This window comes from Paraburkholderia sp. BCC1884, from assembly GCF_900996225.1.
Classification (GTDB): domain Bacteria; phylum Pseudomonadota; class Gammaproteobacteria; order Burkholderiales; family Burkholderiaceae; genus Paraburkholderia.
Window position 1 is genome coordinate 800,967 of sequence record NZ_CAAJGL010000068.1, and the last position, 23,001, is coordinate 823,967.

The window sequence follows — 23,001 nt, forward strand, 5'->3', positions numbered from 1 at the left end:
ATTCCGAATCAACTGATCGAACCATATAAATCGCAAGGAGCCTACCCATGAAGCTGAAACGACTGTTGTCTCTCGCCTGCGTCACGTTTGCCGTGAGCCTGGCCGGATTCTCCGGCGCCGCCTCGGCACAAACGTCGGACGTGCTCAACGTCGCCACCGACGCCACTTTCCCGCCGATGGAATTCACCGAAAACGGCGCACGCACCGGCTTCGACGTGGACATCATGAATGCGCTGGCCAAGGCCATGGGCAAACGCGTGCAATGGACCGACATCGACTTCAAAGGCCTGATTCCGGGCTTGATCGCGCATCGTTTCGACGCGGCGATTTCCGGCATCTACATCACCGACGAACGCGCGAAAGTGATCGACTTCACCGAATCGTATTACGCGGGTGGCCTCGTGGTGCTGGTGAAAAGCGATTCGCCGATCAAATCGGTGGCGGATCTGAACGGCAAGAAGGTCTCGGTTCAGGTGGGCACGAAATCGGTGAACTTCCTGCGCGACAACTTCCCGCAGATCAATCGCGTCGAAGTGGAAAAGAATCAGGAAATGTTCGACCTGGTCGGTATCGGTCGCGCCGACGCTGCGGTGACCGGCAAGCCGGCCGCCTACCAGCTCGTCAGAACGCGCGGCGGTTTCCGCGTGCTCGACAAGCCGCTCACGACCGAAGCCTACGGTATTGCGGTGCGCAAGGACGAGCCGGAATTGAAGACCTCGTTCAATACCGCGCTCGCCAGGATCAAGGCCGACGGCACGTATGCGGCAATCGTCAAGAAATGGTTCAGCGCTAGCGCGCAATAACCGGCTGAGCAAACGAAATGGAACTCGATTTTTCGCCTGTGATTGCCGGCTTGCCGGACATCATGCATGGCGCCCTGGTGACGGTCGAAGTGACCGCCGCCTCGCTCGCGCTCAGTTGCGTGCTGGGTCTGCTGATCGGTATCGGCCGGCTCACGCCGCAGCGGCGCATCGTATATGGCCTGTGCACCGCGTATTTGACGTTTTTCCGCGGCACGCCGTTGCTCGTGCAACTGTTCCTGCTGTTTTTCGGCTTGCCGCAATTCGGCATTCTGCTGCCGGCGTTCGTGTGCGGCATGCTCGGGCTCGGTCTGTATTCGGCGGCGTATGTGTCGGAGATCGTGCGAGGTGCGATTCAATCGGTGGATCGCGGGCAGATGGAGGCGGCGCGCTCGATCGGCATGTCGTCGGGCCAGGCCATGCGCGCGATCATTTTGCCGCAGGCCATCGTGCGGATGATTCCGCCGCTCGGCAACGAATTCATCGCATTGATCAAGAACTCGGCGCTGGTGTCGTTGCTGACGATCGACGATCTGATGCATGAAGGTCAGAAAATCATCAGCGTGTCGTACCGCTCGCTCGAAGTGTATCTGGCCATCGCGCTGGTGTATCTGGTGTTGACGCAGGCGACCAATTACGCGCTGCATCGTGTGGAGCGTCGTTTGCGTGCGGGAGGGATGGTGCAATGAATACAGTGGCCAACATCAATCAGCCGATCGTCAGCATTCGCGGGCTGACCAAATCGTTCGGCACGCATACCGTGCTGAACGGTATCGACTTCGATATCCAGCCGCAGCAGGTGGTGGTGGTGATCGGGCCGAGCGGTTCGGGAAAGAGTACGTTTTTGCGCTGCTGCAACGGACTTGAGCAGGCGGAAGGCGGCACCATCGATATCTGCGGGCATCGGCTGGTCGATCAGGGCGCAATGCTCAAGGAGCGTTCCCTCAACGCGCTGCGCACGGAAGTGGGCATGGTGTTTCAGTCGTTCAATCTGTTCCCGCATCTGTCGGTGCTGCATAACATTACCGTCGGACCGCGCATGCTGCGCGGCGCCAGCAAACCGGAAGCCGAAGCGGCCGCCATGGCGCTGCTGGAAAAGGTCGGACTTGCGCATAAGGCGGACGTGATGCCGGCGAGTTTGTCCGGCGGTCAGAAACAACGCGTGGCGATTGCTCGCGCACTCGCGATGCAACCGCGCGTGATGTTGTTCGACGAGCCGACTTCCGCACTCGATCCCGAACTGGTCGGCGAAGTCCTGCAGGTGATGAAACTGCTGGCAAGCGAAGGTATGACGATGGTGGTCGTCACGCACGAAATGGGCTTTGCAAAAGAAGTGGCCGACGTGGTGGTGGTGATGGACGGCGGCGCGATCGTCGAAGCGGGGCCGCCCGCCGAGATCTTTTCGGCGCCGAAGCAGCCGCGCACACAGGCGTTCCTGCAGGCGGTGCTGTCGCGCGCATGAGAGTTCCATTCGATGAGAAGGTCTGGGCCGGCCGCTGCGACGACGGCGAGCCTGGCGATACGCGACGCGTATTCAACCAGGTTGTGCCGTTCGGCGATGCCCTGGAGACGCGTGGCGACACGCCGGTGATCGTCGGTTTCGGCTCTGACGAAGGTGTGCGTCGCAATCAGGGTCGTGTCGGCGCTGCGCACGCGCCTAAAGAGTTGCGGCGCGCGTTGGCGGGCTTGCCGGCGAGGCTGTCGATGGCGTCGCTTGCCGATGCGGGCGACGTGGTTTGCGACGACGGCGACCTCGAAACCGCGCAGAAGGAACTCGCCGAGGTGGTCTGCGACGTGCTGACTGCAGGCGCGCGACCGATCGTATTCGGCGGCGGCCATGAGGTTGCATGGGGGACGTATAGCGGTTTGCGCTTGCATCAGTCCCGCACCAATGCGGCCGCACCGGGCACGCGCAAGTTACTGATCATCAACTTCGACGCGCACTTCGATCTGCGCCAGAAGCGTCCGGTGAATTCAGGCACGCCGTTCGATCAGATCGCGAACGACTGCGCCGAACGTAGCGTGCCGTTCAACTACGTTTGCTACGGCGTCAGCGATCTGGGCAATACCGCTTCGCTGTTTGCTCATGCGGAACGGCTCGGCGTGCATTACGTGCTCGACGTCGACATGCAGGAGGCGCTCCTGCCGCGTCATCTGCGCGAACTTCAGCAAAAGCTGGACGCAGTCGACGACGTCTATCTGACTATCGACCTCGACGTTCTGCCCGGCGCCACCGCACCCGGCGTGTCTTCACCCGCTGCGTTGGGCGTGCCCTTGCTGGTGGTCGAAGCGATGGTGCAGCGCATCCGCGCGTCCGGCAAGTTGCGCGTGGCGGATATCGCGGAGTACAACCCATCGCTCGATCAGGACAAGCGCACGGCGCGGGTTGCAGCGCGGCTGGCTTACCGGTTGCTTTAACGCACGCCATTCGTATCGTTTAGCGCATGGATGAAAAAACGGCTCGCCGGAGTAGTAGTCCGGCGAGCCGTTTTTTTGGCGGTTGCCTTCGCCGGGAAACGATTGGGTATGCTTCGCGCAACACTGTGGTTCACAACTAAACTTGACGCTGTGTGTATGCACATCTAGACTTCGCATTATGAACCGTCCTCTCTCCTACGATGAATGTAACTGCTTCGCGCTGCGCCAGGCGGCACGGCACGTCACGCAAATCTACGAACGCCATCTGGGCGGCGTGGGTTTGACGGCGGCGCAGTTCACGATTCTCGCCAAGCTCGCGCGCACGCCCAATCTGCCCATGGTCGACCTTGCGGACGCCATGGTGATGGAGCGCACCACGCTGGTCCGCGCCATGAAGCCCTTGCAGCGCGACGGTCTGGTCGTCGCGGAGTCTGCTGAGCACGACGGCCGCACCTTCCTGTTCAGTCTTACGGAGAAGGGCGAAGCAACCTTCGATCAGGCGGCCATCGCTTGGCGTGCCGCGCAAGATGAATTCGAAGCACAGTTCGGGCGCGGGCGCGCCAAAACCTTGCGCGCCGAATTGTTTGGCATCACCGGTTAATTAAAGCAGGCAATCGCTCCAACGGCTTTTGCCGCAGCTATCAATGTGCGTATGCACTTATAGATGAAGAGGCGCTGAGATGGAAAGGCTATTCGACGACGACTGCTTTGCGATCCGCCAGGCCGCGCGTTATGTCTCGCAGATTTACGACCGCCACCTGGCGAATGTTGGACTCACCATCACGCAGTTCTCGTTGCTAGGCCGCGTGAAGCGCACGGGGCCATTGACGATGAAGCAACTTGCCGAAGCCATGCGCATGGAACGCACGACCCTGGTCCGCACGATCCAGCCGCTGCGCCGTAATGGCCTGGTGCGAAGCGATGCGCCGGGAGCGGACCCGCGTGCGTTGTCGATTGAAATTACGCCGGCCGGCGCGACACGCCTGGAAGCCGGACGCGCACACTGGCATGCGGCACAAGCGGAATTCGAACACCGGTTTGGCGAACGGCGCGCGGCTGCGCTTCGTAGCGAACTGTTTGCCATGACGCAGGATTGAGCTCGAAGCCAGAGTCGACATCTGACAATAGACGACAGGCGCGACGCGCCGTTTTTTTCAACTTAGCGAGTGCATACGCACATATCGATACCATGTCCACTACCCCTTCGACTATCGCACCGCCGAGCGCGGCGCAGACCGCCGCACCGGCGCGCCGCATTCCGTGGATGCTGCTGGCGGTCATCACGGTGCTGGTCGTGCTGGCACTTGCCATCTCGTACTGGTTTTTCGTCGGGCGCTTCGTCGAGACGACCGACGACGCCTATGTCGGCGGCGATGTCACTGTCATGGCGCCCAAGGTGAATGGTTTCGTGACGGACGTGCTCGTGCAGGACAACCAGTTTGTTCACGCTAATCAGGTGTTGATCCGGCTCGATGCACGCGACTACGACGCACGCCTCGCGCAAGCCAGCGCGGAAGTACAGAGCGCGCAGGCCGCCGTGACCGAGTTGCAAGCGAAGAAATCCCTGCAGCTTGCCACCATCAACGAGCAGGCCGCCGAAGTGCGTGCCTCCGGTGCCGAGTTGACGCGCAGTGCGGCCGATCAAACCCGTTACCGCGAACTGGTGAAGGACGACGCGGTGTCGAGCCAGGTCGTCGAAAAGGCGGACGCCGATCTCACCAAGGCACACGCTGCCGTGGATCGCAGCAGTGCGGCGCTGACGGCGGCGCAGCGTCAGATTGCCGTGCTCGACGCGCAGATCGGCGACGCCGAGGCGCGCATCGCCACCGCCCAGGCCGCACAACGTGTGGCGGCATTGAACGTCGAGTACACGACGATTCGCTCGCCGATCGACGGCTATGTCGGTAACCGCACGGCGCGCGTAGGTCTGCTGGCGAATGTCGGCGTCTCGTTGCTGACGGTGGTACCCGCGAGCGGGTTGTGGATCGACGCGAATTTCAAGGAAGACCAGTTGAAGAAGATGCAGGTCGGCGACCGCGTCGACGTCGATCTCGACGCCTCGAGCAAGCCGATGCGCGGCATAGTGGAAAGCCTCGCGCCGGCCACGGGCGCCACCTTCAGCGTATTGCCCGCAGAGAACGCCACCGGCAACTTCACGAAGATCGTGCAGCGTGTGCCGGTGCGTGTCCGTCTCGACGTGCCGAAGGACCTGCAAGGCGTGCTGCGCCCCGGTCTCTCGGCTACCGTGAAGGTGCATCTCGACGCGGCCTCGCCGGCGCACGACTGAGCCGATCATGACTGAAGTTCTCGCCAATCCCGCCGACTTGCCGACACGCACCAAAGTCCTGGCGTTCACCTTGATGTGCCTCGGGTTTTTCATGGCGACGCTCGATATCCAGATCGTGGCGTCGTCGCTCAAGGATATCGGTGGCGGCTTGTCCGCGAGTCAGGACGAACTCTCGTGGGTGCAGACCTCGTACCTGATCGCCGAAATTCTGGTGATTCCGATGTCCGGCTGGCTGACCCGCGTGTTCTCGACGCGCTGGGTGTTCGCATTCTCGGCACTCGGCTTCACGATCACCAGCATGTTGTGCGGTCTCGCGTGGGACATCAACTCGATGATCCTGTTTCGCGGTTTGCAAGGCGCGCTCGGCGCCGCGATGATCCCGACGGTGTTCACCACGGCGTTCGTGCTTTTCCCCGGCAAGCAGCGCCTGATTGCGTCCACCACGATCAGCGCGCTCGCCACGCTCGCGCCGACCATCGGCCCCGTCATCGGCGGATGGATCACGTCGCAATGGTCGTGGCACTGGCTGTTCTATCTGAATCTGGTGCCCGGCCTCGTCGTGACGGTAATGGTGCCCAAGTACGTGCACTTCGACAAAGTCGATCTGAAGCTGCTGAAATCGGGCGATTACCTCGGCATCCTGCTGATGTCCGGCTTTCTCGGTTGCCTCGAATACGTGCTCGAAGAAGGCCCGCGCAAGAACTGGTTCGGCGACGACGTGATCGTCTTCTGCACGTGGGTGTCGGCGATCTGTTTTTTCCTGTTCATGGTGCGCGCGTTCACGGCAAAAGAACCGATTGTCGACTTGCGCGCCTTGGCGATCCGCAACTTCGGTATCGGTAGTCTGCTGTCGTTCATCACCGGCATCGGGATTTTCTGCGCGGTGTTCCTGACGCCGGTATTCCTGTCCCGAGTGCGTGGCTTCGATTCGTTGCAGATCGGCGTGGCGTTGCTGTCCGTCGGTTGTTTCCAGCTGATCGCGATGGTGGCGTATTCGCTGGTCGCGCGTTTTATCGACATGCGCGTACTGCTGGTGTTTGGTCTGGTGCTGTTCGGTGTCGGCTGTTACCTCTACGTGCCGCTGACCAATCAGTGGGGCTGGCAGGAGTTGCTGATCCCGCAGGCGTTGCGCGGTATCGGTCAGCAGTTCTGTATTCCACCGATCGTAACGATGGCGCTCGGCTCGCTGCCGATGTCGAGGCTGCGCTCCGCAAGCGGACTGTTCAACCTGATGCGTAATCTCGGCGGCGCAATCGGTATTGCCGTGAGCAGCACGATGCTCAACGATCGTTTGAACCTGCATTACGAACGTCTCGATGAACATCTGAGCGCGGGTCGGCCGGCGGTCGAATCGATTCTGCAGCAACAAGCGGCGCATTTCGCGGCCGTCGGCGGCGATGCGTTGAATGCGGCCAATGCCGGGCTCGGCTCGCTGCATGCGCTGCTGATGCGCGAAGCGCTCGTGCTGACTTTCTCCGACACCTTTCTCGCCCTGTCGCTGTGTTTTCTGGTGGGCTTGCTGAGCGTGGCGTTCTCGCGTCCGTTCGGCAACACCGCGCCGCCTCCCGATGCCCATTGAGGAACTCAACATGAAACCGATGCTTATCAAGGTACTGGCGAGCGCCGCATTGCTGACGCTCGCAGCGTGCGCGGTGCAACCGGCGACACACGCCGATTTGTCGAAAACGGTCACGACGGTCGCGCCGACGCAGTGGAGCGTCGACGCGCCGCAGGACAGCGTCAACGCCAACACTTGGTGGACGCAGTTTGGCGACCCGGTCATGCACCAGCTCGTCGAATCCGTGCTGACCAGCAATCTGGACGTGCAGGCGGCCGTGGAACGCGTCAAGCAGGCGCAGGATCTGGTGACGCAGAACCGCTCGGCCTTGTTACCCGAGCTGGACGCCGGCGCTACCGCTTCCGACTCGCGTCAGAACGCGCCGCCGCCGCTCGGCTACGTGCGTCAGGCCGGTGTCGGCGTGACGGCGAGCTGGACGCCCGATGTGTTCGGTGGCGAGCGTCTTGCCGTGCTGGTCGCGCAGGCGCAGGTGTCGGGTCGTCAAGCGGCATTGAACCAGGTGCGGCTCGCGCTCGCGGCCAACACGGCGGCCGCGTATATCGATCTGCGCTGGGCGCAATCGCAATTGCAGATCCTCAACGACAACGAGCAGATTCGCGCCCGTGCCTTGAAGCTCACGCAGGAGCGTTTGCACTATGGGTTGTCCACGCAACTCGACGTCGCGCGTGCGCAGAACCAGCTGGAAGATCTGCAGTCGCAAATTCCGCGGGTGCAGTCGGCGGTGCAGCATCAGTTGAGTCTGATCGCGGTGTATTCGGGCCGCACGCCGGAAAGCGTCGACGCTTTATTGCTCGCCAATGCCCGCGAGATTCCGGTGCCCGCGCAAAGCGTGCCGCAGATACTGCCATCGGAGGCGTTGTTGCAGCGGCCCGATGTGCGCACGGCTTACGCAACGGTTGAACAACGCGCCGCGGAAGTCGGCGTGTCGAAAGCGCAGCGCTACCCGCAGTTCAAGATCAATCTTGCCGACGGTTTGCTCGCCGCTTCTTATGTCGGGTTGCCGACGCTCACCGACAATCTTTTTAGCGCCGCATTGAGCGCGACGAGCCCGATCTTCAACGCCGGCCGCATCACCGCGAATATCGACGCGAGCGAGAGCCGCATGCGCGAATCGCAACTCGGCCTGCAGCAGACCATGTTGCAGGCGCTCAAGGAAATCGAGGACAACCGTAGCGATCTGGTGAGCGGGGACGTGCAGGTGCAACGTCTGGGCGGCGCGCTCGATGCGTCGAACCATGCGCTGCATCTGTCGACGGAGCTGTACAAGAACGGCGCGTCCAGCTTCCTCGATGTGCTCGCCGCGCAGGAAGCGTATCTGCGCGATTCGGAGTCGTTGAATCAGGCCAAACGCGAGCACGCGCTCTCGGCGGTGGCTTTGTACCGGTCGCTTGGCGGCGGCTGGGATGTGCCTGAAACGGTCACGGCGGTATCGGCGAACAACTGATCGGCGTCGATGCCGATATCGATGCCGCGGCCGGTCAGGCCGCGCAAGCAGTGTTGACTCAACTGGAGAGAAACGATGACGGGCAAACGAGACGTAGTGATCTGCAATCCGGTGAGAACGCCGATCGGCGCATTCGGCGGGTCGCTGAAAGAAGTGCCGGCAACCGGGCTCGGCGCAGTTGCCGTGCGCGAGACGCTGCGCCGCAGCGGACTCGATGCGGCCGCGCTGTCGTCCGTGGTGATGGGTAACGTGATTCAGGCAGGCAACAAGATGAACCCCGCGCGGCAGGCCTCGATCGGCGGCGGCGTGCCGGTAGCGGTGCCCGCGTTGACGGTGAATCGCGTGTGCGGGTCGGGTGCGCAGGCCATTGCTTCGGCGGCGCAGGAAATCTGGCTGGGATTCGGCGACGCCGCGGTTGCGGGTGGCATGGAGAACATGGACCGCGCGCCGTATCTGCTCGACAACGGCCGCTGGGGTAATCGGATGGGCAATGCGCAACTCCACGACAGCCTGTTGCGCGACGGTCTGAACGACGCGTTTTCAGGCGAACATTCCGGCTGGCATACCGAAGACCTCGTGAGCCAGTTCGACATCACGCGTGAAACCCAGGACCGTTGGGCCGCGCGCTCGCAACAGCGGTTTGTCGAAGCGCAGGAGCGGGGCGAGTTCGCGGCCGAACTGATCGCGGTCGAGACGCCGGGGCGCAAAGGTTCGCTGCACTTTACGCGCGACGAGCAGCCGCGTCCGGACACCACCTTCGAAACGCTGGCCAAATTACGGCCCGCGTTCCGCCCGGACGGCACCATTACCGCGGGCAACGCGCCGGGGCTGAACAGCGGCGCGGCTGCGATGCTGGTCGCTGAACGCGGTTTCGCCGAGGCGCGCGGCATCGAACCGTTCGCGCGCCTGGTGGCGTGCGGCGTGGCGGCGGTCGAGCCGGGCATGTTCGGCCTCGGCCCCGTGCCCGCCGTGCAGATGGCCCTGGCACGCGCCGGTTGGCAATTGGCGGAGGTCGAGCGCTTCGAGATCAACGAGGCGTTTGCGGCGGTGCCGATCGCAGTGGCGCGCAGGCTCGGTATTGCCGATGAGTTGATCAATGTACAAGGCGGCGCCATCGCACATGGTCACCCGATCGGCGCAACCGGTGCCGTGCTGACAACCCGCCTCATCCATTCGATGCGCCGCGATGGTTTGAAGCGGGGCATCGTCACGCTGTGTATTGGCGGCGGCCAGGGAATCGCGTTGGCATTGGAAATGCTTTAAGCGAAACTGCGGCTTGTCGGTCTCGGCGATGCGTGGCGCCCGAATGCGTCACGCATCAATCGCGAATCATTCTTCTGCCTTGGCGAAGCCGCCTTCCATTTAAAGCTTTTGCAGCGGCTTCAGTTTCGTTTAGCATCATTGCCACTTTCACAACGACATCATGAGACATGGCACTGATCGCCCGGAACATCCTTGGCATTGCCGTATTGCTGCTGATCGCCTTTATCTTCTCGACCAATCGCCGCGCCATCCGGATGCGCACCGTCATCAGCGCCTTGCTCGCGCAGATCGGGATCGGCGCCTTCATTCTGTTCGTGCCGCTGGGCAAGTCGATCCTGTCGGGCGCCGCCTCCGGCGTGAATCACGTGCTCGGCTATGGCAATGCCGGCATCGAGTTTCTGTTCGGCGGCCTCGTGCAGTCGAAAATGTTCGAGCTCTTCGGCGACGGCGGTTTCGTGTTCGCCGTGCGCGTGCTCCCCGCGATCATCTTCGTGACCGCGCTGATTTCCGTGCTGTACTACGTTGGCGTGATGCGCTGGATCGTGATCGTGCTCGGCACGCTGTTCCAGAAGCTGCTCGGGGTATCGAAGCTCGAATCGTTTTCGGCGGTGACCACCATTTTTCTCGGGCAGAGCGAAATGCCCGCCGTGGTCAAACCATTCACGCGCGACATGACCGGCGCCGAACTGTTCGCGGTGATGTCGAGCGGCATGGCGGCGGTGGCCGGCTCGGTGCTGGCGGGTTACGCCGGGCTCGGCGTGCGGATCGACTATCTGCTCGCCGCGTCGTTCATGGCCGTGCCGGGCGGCTTGCTGTTCGCGAAGATCATTCATCCTTCCACCGAGCCGAGCCGCGTGCATCTCGAGAACCTCAATTTCGACGAGAAGCGTCCCGCCAACGTCATCGAAGCGGCCAGCTCGGGCGCGACCGTCGGCCTCAAAATCGCCGTGATGGTCGGGGCGATGCTGATCGCCTTCGTCGGGTTGATCGCGTTGCTCAACGGCATCGTGGGTGGCATCGGCGGCTGGTTCGGCCATCCGCAACTATCGATGCAGTCGGTGCTCGGCACCGTGTTCGCCCCACTCGCGTATCTGATCGGCGTGCCCTGGAACGAGGCGGCGATCGCCGGCAATTTTCTCGGCCAGAAGATCATCCTCAACGAGTTCGTCGCGTATGCATCGCTCTCGCCCTATCTGAAAGATGCGGCGAGCGTAACGGCGGCCGGCCTGCACGCGCTCGATCCGCGTACCATTGCTATTCTGTCGTTTGCGTTATGCGGCTTCGCGAACTTTGCGTCGATCGCGGTGCTGACGGGCGGCTTCAGCGCCGTCGCCCCGGAACGCCGCGCCGAAGTCGCGCGCTACGGCCTGCGTGTCGTGCTCGCCGCAACGCTCTCGAACCTGATGAGCGCCACGATTGCGGGCATGTTCGTTACGCTGAATTGAATCGAGGATCGCTGCATGAACATGGAACAACTGCTGGAACGCGCCGGTGTCGCGCGAGAAAAGGCCTATGCGCCTTATTCGAAGTTCAAAGTCGGCGCGGCGCTGCTGACCAGAGACGGTCGGGTATTCGACGGCTGCAATGTCGAGAATGCCTCGTACGGCTTGTGTAATTGCGCCGAACGGACCGCGTTTTTCAGCGCGATCGCCGCGGGCTATCAGCGCGACCAGTTTGCCGCGCTCGCCGTGATCGGCGATACGGACGGCCCGATTGCGCCGTGTGGCGCGTGCCGTCAGGTGATCATCGAACTGGGTGGGCCGGAATTGCCGATTCGCCTCGGCAACCTGCATGGCGCGGCGCGCGATACGACGGCGCGCGAACAACTGCCGGACGCGTTCTATCTATGAGCAAGCACAAGGTCATCTACGACACCGACCCTGGTGTGGACGATGCAATGGCGCTGGTGTTTCAGGCCTTGCATCCGGATATCGAACTGCTCGGTCTGACGAGCGTTTTCGGCAACGCGACAATCGAGACGACCACGCGCAATGCGCGCTTTCTGGCCGGCCGTTTTGTCGCGGGCGTGCCGGTCGCGCAGGGTGCGGCGGCGCCGCTCGAACGCACCGCGCCGGACCCGCTCGCGTGGATTCATGGTGACAACGGTCTTGGCAATATCGCGCTGGATATGACGGACGAAGCGGAACTCGATCCGCGTTCCGCGCATCGTTTCATCGTCGACACGGTGCGTGCGCATCCCGGTGAGGTCACGCTGATCGCCGTCGGCCCGCTGACCAACCTTGCGTTGGCGCTGGCGGAAGATCCGCAGATCGCGACGCTGGTCAAACAGGTGGTGATCATGGGCGGCGCGTTCGGCACGGACGGCGTCCTCGGCAACGTCACGCCGGCCGCGGAGGCCAATATCCTCGGCGATCCGCATGCCGCCGATATCGTGCTCGGCGCGGCGTGGCCAGTGGCGATCGTCGGTCTGGACGTGACGCAGCCCACCATCATGAGCCACGAGTATCTGGCCTCGCTGCGCGATCGCGCGGGCCACGCGGGGCAGTTCGTCTGGGAAGTGTCGCGGCACTACGAAGCGTTTCACGAACAGAGCGCGCAACTCGCGGGTATCTACGTGCACGATTCGTCGGCGGTCGCTTACCTGCTCGCGCCCGAGCTTTACACGACGCGCAGCGGTCCCGTGCGGGTGGTGACCGAAGGCATTGCGATCGGTCAAACCATCCAGAAGCCGTCCACCATGCCGGTGCCTGCGCCGGAGTGGGACGATCGTCCCGAGTGCAAGGTCTGCCTGGGCGTGGATGTGCCGGGCATGCTGGCGCTTTATGAAAACACTTTGTGCGGCACGCTTTGAAGCGGGCGAGGCGCAGGGCAACACGCACTGCGCTTGCGCCTTCGGCGCGACGATTGTTCTGACATAAGCCATACGGGGGGCATTGCAACACGCTGCGCCACGCAATCGCGGACGATGCCGATCGTCAATCTTTGCTACATTCTGCACACGCACTGCGTGAGCGTCCCTGAAGCTTCTCTTCACTGGCGCGCCGTGGGCGACCGAAATCTATCGAGAGGCGAAAGATGCGAATTCTAGTAGTAGGGGCGGGCGCCGTAGGCGGCTACTTCGGCGGGCGTCTCGCGGCAGCGGGTCAGGACGTGACCTTCCTCGTGCGTCCGGGCCGCGCCGACAGGCTCAAGCGCGACGGACTCGTGATCAGCAGCGCACGCGGCGATCTCACGCTGAGCGAACCCAGGACGATTCTCGCGGGCGTCGACACCGAGCCCTTCGACCTCGTGCTCCTCAGTTGCAAGGCCTACAGTCTCGACGACGCCATCGATTCCTTTGCACCGCTGGTCGGCGAATCGACGGTGATCCTGCCGTTGCTCAACGGCATGCGCCATATCGACGTGCTCACGGAAAAGTTCGGCGCGGCGCGCGTGCTGGGCGGTCAATGCGTGATCGCCGCCACGCTCAACGCCGAGCAGCACATCGTCCATCTGAACGAGATGCACGCCGTCACGTTCGGCGAACTCGCGGGCGGCACCTCGGAACGTATCGCGGCGATCGAAGCGGTGTTGTCGTCGGCGAATTTCGATGCCACGGTCAGCGACAACATTCTGCTGCGCATGTGGGAGAAGTGGGTGTTCCTTGCCACACTAGCGGCCAGCACGTGCTTGATGCGGGGTTCCGTCGGCGATATTCTGGCTGCGCCGGATGGCAAGCGTGTGATCGAGAACCTGCTCGGCGAGTGCCGGGCGGTGGCGGAGAACAAGGGCTTCACGATGGGCCCGGACTTCGATGCCCGCGCCACGCAAACGCTCTTCACGCCGTCGCCGCTCACGGCGTCGATGCTGCGCGACGTGGAAAACCACTCGCATACCGAGGCCGATCACATTCTCGGCGATCTGATTTCGCGTGGCGGCGACGCACAAAAGGGCGAGCACGGATTGTCGTTGCTGCGCATCGCCTATAGTCATCTGAAGACGTATGAAGCGAGGCAGGCCCGCACGTCCTGAAAGATTGCTGTAGCTAGGCAAGGGCGCGAGGGTCGAGCCGCGATGGCCTAACGATCGGAGGTGAAGCATGCCGAGTCCAACCGGATCGGTGCCCGCGCTGAGCAGCGCGTCGGCCACCATCTTCTCGATCGGCATCGTTTTTCTCGGCTATTGGGGCATGTACGAGCCGACCAAATGGCGGGTCGCCGACCACATGGTGGTGGTGATCGCCCTGATCGGTTTCGGTTGCCTCGGGCTCGTGCCGTGGATGGCGACCAGCCCCGTCGAGCCGGAAACGAACGACGCGCGCATTCGCGTGGCGCGCCATCTGTTTCTCGCCGGCGTACTGGCGATCTGGCTCGCGGTGGCGGTGTCGCTGCTCTTTTGAGGCACCGATCCGGCAATCTGAAGTCCATCAAAAAACGCGCGCCTTGCAACAGCCGGGCGCGCGTTCCTTAACAAGCACGCAGACGCTTAACGCTCGATCTGACGATTCGTCGGCCCATGCATGGCTTGTCGCGTGCGATGACCACTGAGCGCATCGTCGGCGAAAACTGAACGAGGCAGGCGTCACGTCGTGAGCACTGACGCGACGCCCCCAGCGTGGTCAGGGCGAGACGCGAATACACGCCACCCGCGTCGCGCTCGTGCCGTGCGTGACCGGCTGGGGAATTTCCGCGGCGCACGCATCGATCGCATCCGGACAGCGCGTGCGAAACGCGCAGCCGGAAGGCGGATTCAACGGCGAAGCAATCTCACCGCGCAGCAACAGATGGCGGCGCGCACGCTCCACCGCCGGATCGGGCACCGGCACGGCGGACAGCAAGGCGCGCGTGTACGGATGACGCGGCGTGCCATATACCTCGCGCTTGTCGCCGAATTCCATCACGCGTCCCAGGTACATCACCAGCACGCGGTGGCTGATCGCCTTGACGACCGCGAGATCGTGCGCGACGAACAGCAGCGAGAGCGACAGTTCGCGTTGCAGATCGCGCAGCAGATTGACGATCTGCGCCTGGATCGACACGTCGAGTGCGGACACCGGCTCGTCGCAGATCACCAGTTGCGGCTCGCCGATCAGCGCGCGCGCAATCCCGACGCGCTGACACTGGCCACCCGAGAACTCGTGCGGATAGCGGCGCAGATGCTGCGCATTCAGGCCGACGCGTTCCAGCATGGTGAGCACGCGCCGTTGCACGTCCGCGCGCGCGATCTTCTGGCCGTGCGTCAGGAGGGGTTCGGCGACGATCTGTTCGATCGTCATGCGCGGGTCGAGCGAGGCGAGCGGGTCCTGGAAAATCATCTGTACATCGCGGCGCAAGTGCGAGGTGTCGCGACGCGCGCTGGGCAGGACGGTTTCGTCGCCGAGCCAGCGCACACTGCCGCTCGCCACCGGCGCGAGCCCGACGATAGCGCGCGCGAGCGTGGACTTGCCGCAACCCGATTCGCCGACGAGCCCCACGGTTTCGCCGCGCCGCACGTTGAACGACACGCCGTCCACAGCGCGCAACGTGGCTTTGCCGGACCACGGATAGCCGCCGCGCGGCACGCCGAATTGCACCTTGAGATTCTCGACCGACAGCAACGTGGCGGCGTCCTGATTAGCGATAGGAAGGGCGTTCATACGTGTTGAGCCTCGAGGATTGCACCCACCGGCCGGAAGCAGGCGCGCAACGCGTCCGGATCATCCTGTTCGGCGACGAGCGCCGGGCGCGACTCGCGACAGCGCTCGTCGCTGAATGCGCAGCGCGGCGCGAAGGCGCAGCCCGCGCCGACTTCGCCGGGCAGTGGCGGGTTGCCGGGAATGGTTTGCAGGGGCCGGTCGTCGTCATCGTCGCTCAGGCGCGGCAGGGCGTTCAGCAAGCCGAGCGTGTACGGATGCGTCGGCGCGGCGAATAGCGCGGTCGCGCTGGCCTGTTCGACGGTCTGGCCGGCGTACATCACCATCACGTCGTCGCATAAGCCAGCGACGACGCCCATGTCGTGCGTGATCAGAATGATCGCGGTGCCGCGCTCGCGGTTCAGTTCGCGCAGCAATTCGATGATCTGCGCCTGCACGGTCACGTCGAGCGCGGTGGTGGGCTCGTCGGCGATCAGGATTTCGGGCTCGGAGAGCAGCGCCATTGCGATCATCACGCGCTGGCGCATGCCGCCGGAAAACTCGTGCGGATACATGGTGATGCGACGCGCGGCGTCGGGAATACGCACCGCTTCGAGCGTCTCCACCGCGCGGCGGCGCGCTTCGCGGCGCGACATCTTGCGGTGCAGTTGCAGTGTCTCGGTCATCTGCCGCTCGATCGTGAGGAACGGATTGAGCGAGGTCATCGGATCCTGGAAGATCATGCCGATACGGTCGCCGCGAATCTTGTTCAGCGCCGCTTCGTTCATCGTCAGCAGGTTTTCGCCACGATAGGTCGCCGAGCCCGACACCTTGCCGTTGCCGGCGAGCAGACCGAGCAGCGCCATCACCGTCTGGCTTTTGCCCGAGCCCGATTCGCCGACGATACCGAGCGTGCGGCCCGCCTCCAGTGAGAACGACACGCCTTGCACCGCGTCGACGGGGGCGCCTTCGCGACGCGTAAAGCGCACGCTGAGGTCTTTGACTTCGAGTAGCGGCATGTCAGCGGTCCTTCGGATCGAATGCGTCGCGCAAGCCGTCGCCGACGAAATTCACGGCATACAGCGTCACGCACAGCATCACAGCGGGGCAAAGCAGCAGCCAGGCCATCGAATCGAGCTTCTGCGCGCCGTCCTGAATCAGCACGCCCCAGCTCGTCATCGGTTCCTGCACGCCGAGGCCGAGAAACGACAGTACCGATTCCGTCAGCACGATATTGGGCACCGTCACGCTCGCATACACGACGACCACGCCGAACAGATTCGGCACGATATGGCGCGCGATGATCGAGCGCGAACTTACGCCGATTGCACGGGCGGCGTCGATGAACTCGCGCGAACGCAGTGACAGCGTCTGACCGCGCACCACGCGCGCCATGTCGAGCCATGAGAACGCGCTGATGGTCAGCACGACCAGATAGAAGGCGCGGCCGAACATCGTCATCATCAGGATGGCGATCAACATGTAGGGGATCGCGTACATCATGTCGACGATGCGCATCATCACTGCGTCCACGCGGCCGCCCAGATAACCGGCGGTCGCGCCGTACGCGACGCCGATCAGTCCCGACACCAACGTGCCCAGCAAGCCGACTTCGAGCGACACGCGGCCGCCCTGCAGCGTGCGCGCGAGCAGGTCGCGGCCGAGTTCATCGGTGCCGAACCAGTGCATGTTCACGAGCGTGGGTGCGAGACTGATCGCGCTCCAGTCGCTGTCGATAGGATTGTTCGGCAGAAACCACGGACCCGCCACGCAGGCGATCACAATCACGAGCAGCACGATGAGACTGGCAAAAGCCGCGCGATTGCGCACGAAGCGCGCGGCGGCCGTGGCGAGCGGGCCGCGCGAACGCGGCGCTGTCGCGATGGCCGCGAGCGGATCGAGCGCCGCGACAGTCGATTGAATAGAGCGGGGCATGGATCAGTACCGGATGCGCGGATCGAGCCAGGCGTACGCCAGATCGACCAGCAGATTGAACAGTACGGCGACGGCGGTCGTCAGCACGACGAGGCCGAGCACGAGCGTGTAGTCGCGATTGATGGCGCCGTTGACGACCAGCTGGCCGAGACCCGGCAGCGCGAACACCGATTCGGTGACGATCGCCGCGGTGATCGACGAAATACAGATCGAGCCGAGCAGCGAGACGACCGGCATCAGCGCCGGCTTCATCGCGTGACGCAGCACGATCGTGCGGCCCGGCAAGCCCTTGGCGCGCGCGGTGCGGATGAAGTTGCCCGACAGCACTTCGATCATGCTGCCGCGCATCACACGCGCAATGCCGGCCACGTTGATGATCACGAGCAGCACGATCGGCAGCACGCGATAGCGCCACTCGCCGTCGCCCCAACCGCCGGCGGGCAGCCAGCCGCGTCCTTCTGACGTTTTCAGCAGGATCGCGAAGACCCACACCAGCACGGGTCCCAGCACGAACGGCGGGACCACGTTGCCGATATTGCCGAGCACCATCACGAAGTGATCGATGAAGCGGTCACGCCGCACCGCGGCCAACGTGCCGAGCGTGACGCCGATCACGAGCGCGATCGGCACCGACACGCCGCCCACGCCGAGGCTCACCGGCAGCGCTTTCCAGACCAGATCGTTGACGCTCCAGTCGGCATAGCGGAACGACGGCCCGAGGTCGCCGTGCAGCAGCGAGCCGAGGTAATGCAGGTACTGCAGCCACAACGGCTCGTCGAGATGATATTTGGCGTTGAGGTTCGCGAGCACGGCCGCCGACAGGTGTTTCTCCGTGTCGAACGGACCGCCCGGGGTGAGATGCAGCAGCAGATAGCACGCGGTGATCACGGCGAGAATCGTCGGGATCGCCCAGAGCGTGCGGCGCAGCGTATAAGCCAGCATGACGGTGCTCCTGCGCTTAGTGCTTCATCAGATACATGTCCTGGGTGGCGCGCTGGTCGACGTAATTGGTCAGCGTATAGCCCCCGACGTACGACTTGACGAGCCGGTCCGCCGAATACTGGAAGAGCGGTATCAGCGGGTAGTCGTTCATGGCCAGATCGTGCGCCTGGGTGAGCAGGGCGGTGCGTTTGGCGTCGTCGAGTTGCTGGTTGGCCTGATCGACCAGTTTGTCGACTTGCGGATTGCAGTAGCGCTGGTCGTTTTGCAAGCTGTTGCAGCGGATCAGGTCGAAATACGACATGGCGTCGTTGTAGTCGACGAACCAGCCGTCACGCGAGGCCTGCACCTTGCCGTCGTGACGCTGCTTGAGCAGCACCTTGTATTCGACGTTTTCGAGCTTGGCAGTCACGCCGAGCTTGGTGCGCCATTCCGACGTCGCGAATAGCGCGACCTTCTTGTGCAGGTCGTTGGTGTTGTAGGTGAGCGTGAAGGTGAGCGGTTTCGCGTCCGAATAGCCGGCTTCCTTCAGCAGATTGCGCGCGTAGTCGACGCGTTTGGCCATCGGCCAGCTTGCCCAGTCCGGCGTGAATACGGCCGCGCCTTGCGTGCCCTTGGCGATCAGACCGTACATCGGCAATTCGCCGTCGGCGGTCAGACGCCTGGTCAGCAGATCGCGGTCGAGCACCATCGAGAGCGCCTGGCGCACGCGCTTGTCCTTGAAGGCGGGGTCGTCGTTGTTCAGGCTGTAGTAGTAAGAGGCGATCTGCAGGCCGGTTTTCAACTCCGAGCCGAACTGCTTGCTCATCTGCGCGTAGATGCCCGAGGGAATCTGATAGGTGTAGTCGAACTGGCCGGCCTGATACATCCGCAGCGCCGTTTCGTCGTTTTCGATCGGCAGATAGGTCACTTTCGTGATGACGACCTTGCTCGCGTTCCAGTACGTCTTGCTCTTGACGGCTACCAGGCGATTGTTCGGCTGCCAGTCGCTCAGCGTGTACGGGCCATTGCCGACCAGGTTGCCCGGGCGGGTCCAGTCGGCGCCGAATTTCGCCACCGTGTCGCGATTGACCGGCGCCATGCTCGGCATGGCGACCAGTTGCGGGAAGAAGGTGGCGGGGACGTCGGTGGTGACTTCGAGCGTGTACGGATCGACAGCGCGCGCGGCGAGGCTCGTCAACGGTGCTTTGCCGGCGAGAATCGCCTTGGCGTTCTTCACGAATTCCACCAGTACGGTGTACTTCGAACCGGTTTTCGGATCGAGCACGCGTTCCCAGGCGTAGATGAAGTCGGCTGCCGTGACCGGCTGACCATTGCTCCAGCGCGCATCGTGGCGCAGCTTGAAGACCCACGTGTCGGGTCCGGTCCGGGTCCACGATTCGGCGACGCCGGGCACCACCGCACCGGCCGCGTCGATACGCGTGAGGCCTTCGAACATGTCGAGCGCGATCGTATTGCCGGTCCACGATTCGATGTGGGCGGGATCGAGCGACTCGGTTTCGCTCGGCACCTGACGGGTCATTTCCTGGCTGGCGGCGAGCGTGACGCCGGCGGGCACGTTAACGGCAAAAGCGCTGGGGGCAAATGCGAGGACGAGCGCGGACAGCGCCGTTGCGTAGACGAACGGGTTTTTCATCGGTTGAAATCGCAGGAAAGGTCGAGAGGAGAACGCGTGGCGCAAAGCGCCGGTTAGCTGCGTTGCCCGGGCCAGGGCGGCCCTTGTTGCTTGTCCGACATGCAGGAATCCTTACATTGCGTAATGCAAGCAATTCCTGGCCGGGTCGACCGGAAGAAGTGCCTGCTCTTTAAAACAGTCTCGGCGTGCCCACCCAGACAACCACCGACTCGACGCGCGCGGTGTTCACCCAGCTGTGCGGCACCGTCGATTCGTAATGCGCACTGTCTCCCGCGTGCAGCACGAACGTCTTGCCTTCCAGCGTCAACGACACTTCGCCGTCGATCACATACACGAATTCTTCGCCGGCATGCGTGGTTACTTCGGAGCGCTTCTGCCCGGGCGGCATCCTCACGAGGATCGCTTCGAGCTGACGGCCGCCCGTCAGATTGGTCAATCGCGCAAACAGATTGGCCGAGTCTGCAAAACCAAAAAATCTCAACTGATCGCCACGACTCACGCAGCGCTCTTCGCTAGGTGTGTCGACGAAATACTGCACCGTCACCCCGAGCGCGCCGGCAATCCCGGCCAGCGACGTGATGGACGGCGATGCCAAACCGCGCTCGACCTGCGACAGAAATGGCTTGGAAATACCCGCGGCGGTTGCTGTGTCATCCAACGTGCGCTTGAGGCGCTGCCGCAACGCGCGGATCTTGCTGCCAATTTCAAGTGCCGGATTGCTTTTTTGAATTGTCGTGACCATAGCAGGAGGAAATTAGCCCGTCAAAAATTGTTTGATATAAGTAAATATGGTTTGATTCGTCTTCAAGCCGTAGCTGCGGGCCGTTCAGCCTCGGCGATGCAAAGGGACCGGATTTCGAGACAAGTCTCTATGTTGCCAGAATCGAAATGATCTCCGGCCGAATTGACTGGATCATTCCGAGAAACCGCAGCTAAATGCGGTAAAAATTACTCTTTTTATGCCGGGTGGCGTTAATTTTGGTGAACGGGTCACCAGCATACGCAAAGCGGTGACATGAAACTTCTAATTTTGGGCCTAGGCGATGCCCAAGCCAGGCCGTCTGTCTCAGATCGACGGAAGATTGACGTGAGATCAGTGAATTCCCTTAGTGACGCGACATGCATCTGTTTGGACAATCTGCCCCGCTTGCGGACCGGCCCACGTGTACCCATCACACGCTCGTCCGGCCGCTATTTATCATTCCGCCCGCAGCGATCCTGCGCGGTGGAGCATTGTTCGGCGCGTTCCACCCGAGTCGCGGCCGGCGAAAGGACATCACTATCACTGCCGATTTTTCCCCTTGCGAGCCCCCGGCCTCGCGCCGCGCAGTGCGACCACGGGCCGCCGTCCGCTGGAGCACGCGGCGATCCCATCCCCGATCTTTCGCTGGTCCCGGCGCATGAACCTGTCCGCTAGCGCACTGGCTATGGCGCAAACGCTCATGCCCGGAAGCGCCTGCATTGCCGTGCGTTTTGCCAGTTTCCGTATTTCGCGGCGCGCGCCCCGTTCGCGCGCCGCCGCAACCGTTTGAACAAGAGGTACACGATGAATTCATCCAATCCGCAGGACGCGCGCGTCTCGCAGACCCGTTCGTTTTCGACGGTTTTCCTGATCGAAATGTGGGAGCGTTTCGGCTACTACGGCATGGCCGCACTGCTGGTGCTGTTCATGATCGACAAGCTGCAATTCACCGACAGCCACGCCACGCTCACATGGGGCGCATTTACCGCACTGGTGTACGCGGCGCCTTCGATCGGCGGCTGGATCGGCGACAAGATTCTCGGCGCGCGCCGCACGATGATCTTTGGCGCGGGCGTGCTGTCAGCCGGTTATTTCATGCTGGCGCTGCCCAATGAGCAACTCGCCTATATGTACGCGTCGCTCGGCGTGATCGTGGTGGGCAACGGCCTCTTCAAGGCAAACGCGGCGAACCTCGTGCGCCGCATTTATGAAGGCGACGACGCTCGCATCGACAGCGCTTTCACGATCTATTACATGGCGGTCAATATCGGCTCGACGGTGTCGATGCTGGCGACGCCGTGGATCAAGGATCATTGGGGCTGGCATACCGCGTTCGCCGTCTGCTGCGCGGGCATGCTGTTGTCGATGCTGAACTACTTCATCATGTTCCGCACGCTCGCGCATATCGGTTCCGCGCCGGACGCCGAACCGCTGCGCTGGAAGCGCGTTGGCGCGATCGCGCTGGGTGGCATAGTGCTCGGCACGGTGACGATGTTCGTGCTGCAGCACAAGGCGATCGCGGTGGCCTGCGTGTACACGGCGGGCGTCGCGATTCTGGCGATCTTCGGCTACATGCTCGTCAAGTGCGAGCGCTCGGAGCGCTCGGGCCTGGTCGCTGCGTTGATCCTGACGGCGCAAGTGATCCTGTTCTTCGTGTTTTATGTGCAGATGTCGACTTCGCTTACGCTGTTCGCGCTGCGCAATGTCGACCCGCGATTCATTCTGTTCGGCCAGACGTGGTTCACGTGGAGCGCCGCGCAGTTTCAGGCACTCAATCCGATCTGGATCATGCTGATGAGCCCGCTGCTCGCGCTGCTTTACACGAAGCTCGCGAAGAGCGGCAAGGACGTGCCGGTCGCGGTCAAGTACGCCTTCGGCTTCGCGGTGGTGGCGGCCGGCTTCTTCGTGTACGCCGCGAGCGGCAATTACGCGGTGAATGGGCGCGTGTCGTCGTGGTTCATGGTGGGCGGCTACGGCCTGTATTCGCTTGGCGAATTGCTGGTCAGCGGGCTGGGTCTCGCGATGATCGCGCGCTACGTGCCGGCGCGTATGAGCGGCTTCATGATGGGCGCTTACTTCGTGGCGACCGGCGTATCGCAGTATCTGGGCAGCGTGGTCGCGAACTTCGCGCAGATGCCGGCGGGCAATCTGGATCCGCTCGAATCGCTGCCGCTTTACACCCGGCTGTTCACCGGCCTCGGCTGGCTCGCCGCGGCCGGCGCGCTGGTGGCGGTGCTGCTATTGCCGCTGATGCGCAAGCTGTCGCGCGAGCATCAGCGCTGCAGCGACGAAGCGCGTGAAAACGCACGCGAAAGCGCCGCACTCAACCGGGGCGTGACCGAATAATCCGTCGGTCTGTTGCAAGCTCGAAAAGCGGCGCGAAGGCGCCGCTTTTTACGTTTACGCC

General features: G+C 62.9%; 22 protein-coding genes. 16 read left to right on the forward strand and 6 right to left on the reverse strand.

What is annotated here, in order from left to right:
• The first annotated feature begins 47 nt into the window (after nucleotides 1–47).
• The 15 genes from FQ705_RS10515 (at nucleotide 48) to FQ705_RS10585 (ending at nucleotide 14,130) form a co-directional block, all read left to right on the forward strand.
• Nucleotides 48–803 (forward strand): transporter substrate-binding domain-containing protein, encoded by a 756-nt coding sequence (locus FQ705_RS10515; protein ID WP_144140501.1) that lies wholly within the window; start codon nucleotides 48–50, stop codon nucleotides 801–803.
• A gap of 17 nt (nucleotides 804–820) precedes the next feature.
• Nucleotides 821–1,489 (forward strand): amino acid ABC transporter permease, encoded by a 669-nt coding sequence (locus tag FQ705_RS10520; RefSeq protein ID WP_144140502.1) that lies wholly within the window; start codon nucleotides 821–823, stop codon nucleotides 1,487–1,489.
• Nucleotides 1,486–2,262, forward strand: coding sequence for an amino acid ABC transporter ATP-binding protein (locus tag FQ705_RS10525; protein WP_144140504.1), 777 nt, complete (start codon nucleotides 1,486–1,488; stop codon nucleotides 2,260–2,262). The genes FQ705_RS10520 and FQ705_RS10525 overlap by 4 nt, the downstream gene beginning before the upstream one ends.
• A complete protein-coding gene (gene hutG / locus FQ705_RS10530) occupies nucleotides 2,259–3,218 on the forward strand; it encodes a formimidoylglutamase (RefSeq protein ID WP_144140506.1) in 960 nt (319 codons plus the stop codon). The genes FQ705_RS10525 and hutG overlap by 4 nt, the downstream gene beginning before the upstream one ends.
• 178 nt (nucleotides 3,219–3,396) lie before the next feature.
• Nucleotides 3,397–3,819 (forward strand): MarR family winged helix-turn-helix transcriptional regulator, encoded by a 423-nt coding sequence (locus tag FQ705_RS10535; RefSeq protein WP_144140508.1) that lies wholly within the window; start codon nucleotides 3,397–3,399, stop codon nucleotides 3,817–3,819.
• A 79-nt stretch (nucleotides 3,820–3,898) separates the two neighbouring features.
• Nucleotides 3,899–4,315 carry a MarR family winged helix-turn-helix transcriptional regulator gene (locus FQ705_RS10540; RefSeq protein ID WP_144140510.1) on the forward strand — a complete coding sequence of 139 codons (417 nt, stop codon included), beginning with the start codon at nucleotides 3,899–3,901 and terminating at the stop codon, nucleotides 4,313–4,315.
• A gap of 92 nt (nucleotides 4,316–4,407) precedes the next feature.
• Nucleotides 4,408–5,505, forward strand: coding sequence for an HlyD family secretion protein (locus FQ705_RS10545; RefSeq protein WP_186307822.1), 1,098 nt, complete (start codon nucleotides 4,408–4,410; stop codon nucleotides 5,503–5,505).
• 7 nt (nucleotides 5,506–5,512) lie between these two features.
• On the forward strand, nucleotides 5,513–7,084 hold the full coding sequence (locus FQ705_RS10550; protein ID WP_144140512.1) for a DHA2 family efflux MFS transporter permease subunit: 1,572 nt from the start codon (nucleotides 5,513–5,515) through the stop codon (nucleotides 7,082–7,084).
• A gap of 10 nt (nucleotides 7,085–7,094) precedes the next feature.
• On the forward strand, nucleotides 7,095–8,528 hold the full coding sequence (locus tag FQ705_RS10555) for an efflux transporter outer membrane subunit (RefSeq protein ID WP_144140514.1): 1,434 nt from the start codon (nucleotides 7,095–7,097) through the stop codon (nucleotides 8,526–8,528).
• 75 nt (nucleotides 8,529–8,603) lie between these two features.
• Entirely contained in the window at nucleotides 8,604–9,791 is a 1,188-nt protein-coding gene (locus FQ705_RS10560) for a thiolase family protein (protein ID WP_144140516.1), read from the forward strand.
• 167 nt (nucleotides 9,792–9,958) lie between these two features.
• Nucleotides 9,959–11,236 carry a NupC/NupG family nucleoside CNT transporter gene (locus tag FQ705_RS10565; protein ID WP_144140518.1) on the forward strand — a complete coding sequence of 426 codons (1,278 nt, stop codon included), beginning with the start codon at nucleotides 9,959–9,961 and terminating at the stop codon, nucleotides 11,234–11,236.
• 15 nt (nucleotides 11,237–11,251) lie between these two features.
• Nucleotides 11,252–11,641, forward strand: a complete 390-nt coding sequence (locus tag FQ705_RS10570) for a cytidine deaminase (RefSeq protein ID WP_144140520.1) — start codon at nucleotides 11,252–11,254, stop codon at nucleotides 11,639–11,641.
• Nucleotides 11,638–12,603, forward strand: a complete 966-nt coding sequence (locus FQ705_RS10575; RefSeq protein WP_144140523.1) for a nucleoside hydrolase — start codon at nucleotides 11,638–11,640, stop codon at nucleotides 12,601–12,603. Before FQ705_RS10570 ends, FQ705_RS10575 begins: the two co-directional genes overlap by 4 nt.
• Before the next feature lie 224 nt (nucleotides 12,604–12,827).
• The gene (gene panE / locus FQ705_RS10580; protein ID WP_144140525.1) at nucleotides 12,828–13,763 is read left to right on the forward strand and encodes a 2-dehydropantoate 2-reductase; all 936 of its coding nucleotides are present in this window, start codon (nucleotides 12,828–12,830) and stop codon (nucleotides 13,761–13,763) included.
• A 67-nt stretch (nucleotides 13,764–13,830) separates the two neighbouring features.
• Nucleotides 13,831–14,130, forward strand: coding sequence for a hypothetical protein (locus tag FQ705_RS10585; RefSeq protein WP_144140527.1), 300 nt, complete (start codon nucleotides 13,831–13,833; stop codon nucleotides 14,128–14,130).
• Nucleotides 14,131–14,349: 219 nt separating this feature from the next.
• Here the strand turns inward: FQ705_RS10585 and FQ705_RS10590 are convergent, their stop codons facing one another.
• The 6 genes from FQ705_RS10590 to FQ705_RS10615 all read right to left on the reverse strand — a co-directional run bounded on the left by FQ705_RS10590 (nucleotide 14,350) and on the right by FQ705_RS10615 (nucleotide 20,594).
• Entirely contained in the window at nucleotides 14,350–15,366 is a 1,017-nt protein-coding gene (locus tag FQ705_RS10590) for an ABC transporter ATP-binding protein (protein ID WP_144140529.1), read from the reverse strand.
• Complete coding sequence (locus FQ705_RS10595) at nucleotides 15,363–16,361, reverse strand: ABC transporter ATP-binding protein (protein ID WP_144140531.1); 999 nt, start codon at nucleotides 16,359–16,361, stop codon at nucleotides 15,363–15,365. The genes FQ705_RS10590 and FQ705_RS10595 overlap by 4 nt, the downstream gene beginning before the upstream one ends.
• Nucleotide 16,362: 1 nt before the next feature.
• Nucleotides 16,363–17,277 carry an ABC transporter permease gene (locus FQ705_RS10600; protein ID WP_186307823.1) on the reverse strand — a complete coding sequence of 305 codons (915 nt, stop codon included), beginning with the start codon at nucleotides 17,275–17,277 and terminating at the stop codon, nucleotides 16,363–16,365.
• A 3-nt stretch (nucleotides 17,278–17,280) separates the two neighbouring features.
• Nucleotides 17,281–18,219 (reverse strand): ABC transporter permease subunit, encoded by a 939-nt coding sequence (locus FQ705_RS10605; protein ID WP_144140534.1) that lies wholly within the window; start codon nucleotides 18,217–18,219, stop codon nucleotides 17,281–17,283.
• Nucleotides 18,220–18,235: 16 nt separating this feature from the next.
• On the reverse strand, nucleotides 18,236–19,852 hold the full coding sequence (locus tag FQ705_RS10610; RefSeq protein ID WP_144140536.1) for an ABC transporter substrate-binding protein: 1,617 nt from the start codon (nucleotides 19,850–19,852) through the stop codon (nucleotides 18,236–18,238).
• Nucleotides 19,853–20,021: 169 nt separating this feature from the next.
• The gene (locus tag FQ705_RS10615; protein ID WP_144140538.1) at nucleotides 20,022–20,594 is read right to left on the reverse strand and encodes a cupin domain-containing protein; all 573 of its coding nucleotides are present in this window, start codon (nucleotides 20,592–20,594) and stop codon (nucleotides 20,022–20,024) included.
• An 804-nt stretch (nucleotides 20,595–21,398) separates the two neighbouring features.
• Here FQ705_RS10615 and FQ705_RS10620 point away from each other — a divergent pair.
• On the forward strand, nucleotides 21,399–22,940 hold the full coding sequence (locus tag FQ705_RS10620; RefSeq protein WP_144140540.1) for a peptide MFS transporter: 1,542 nt from the start codon (nucleotides 21,399–21,401) through the stop codon (nucleotides 22,938–22,940).
• The last annotated feature ends 61 nt before the right edge of the window (nucleotides 22,941–23,001 follow it).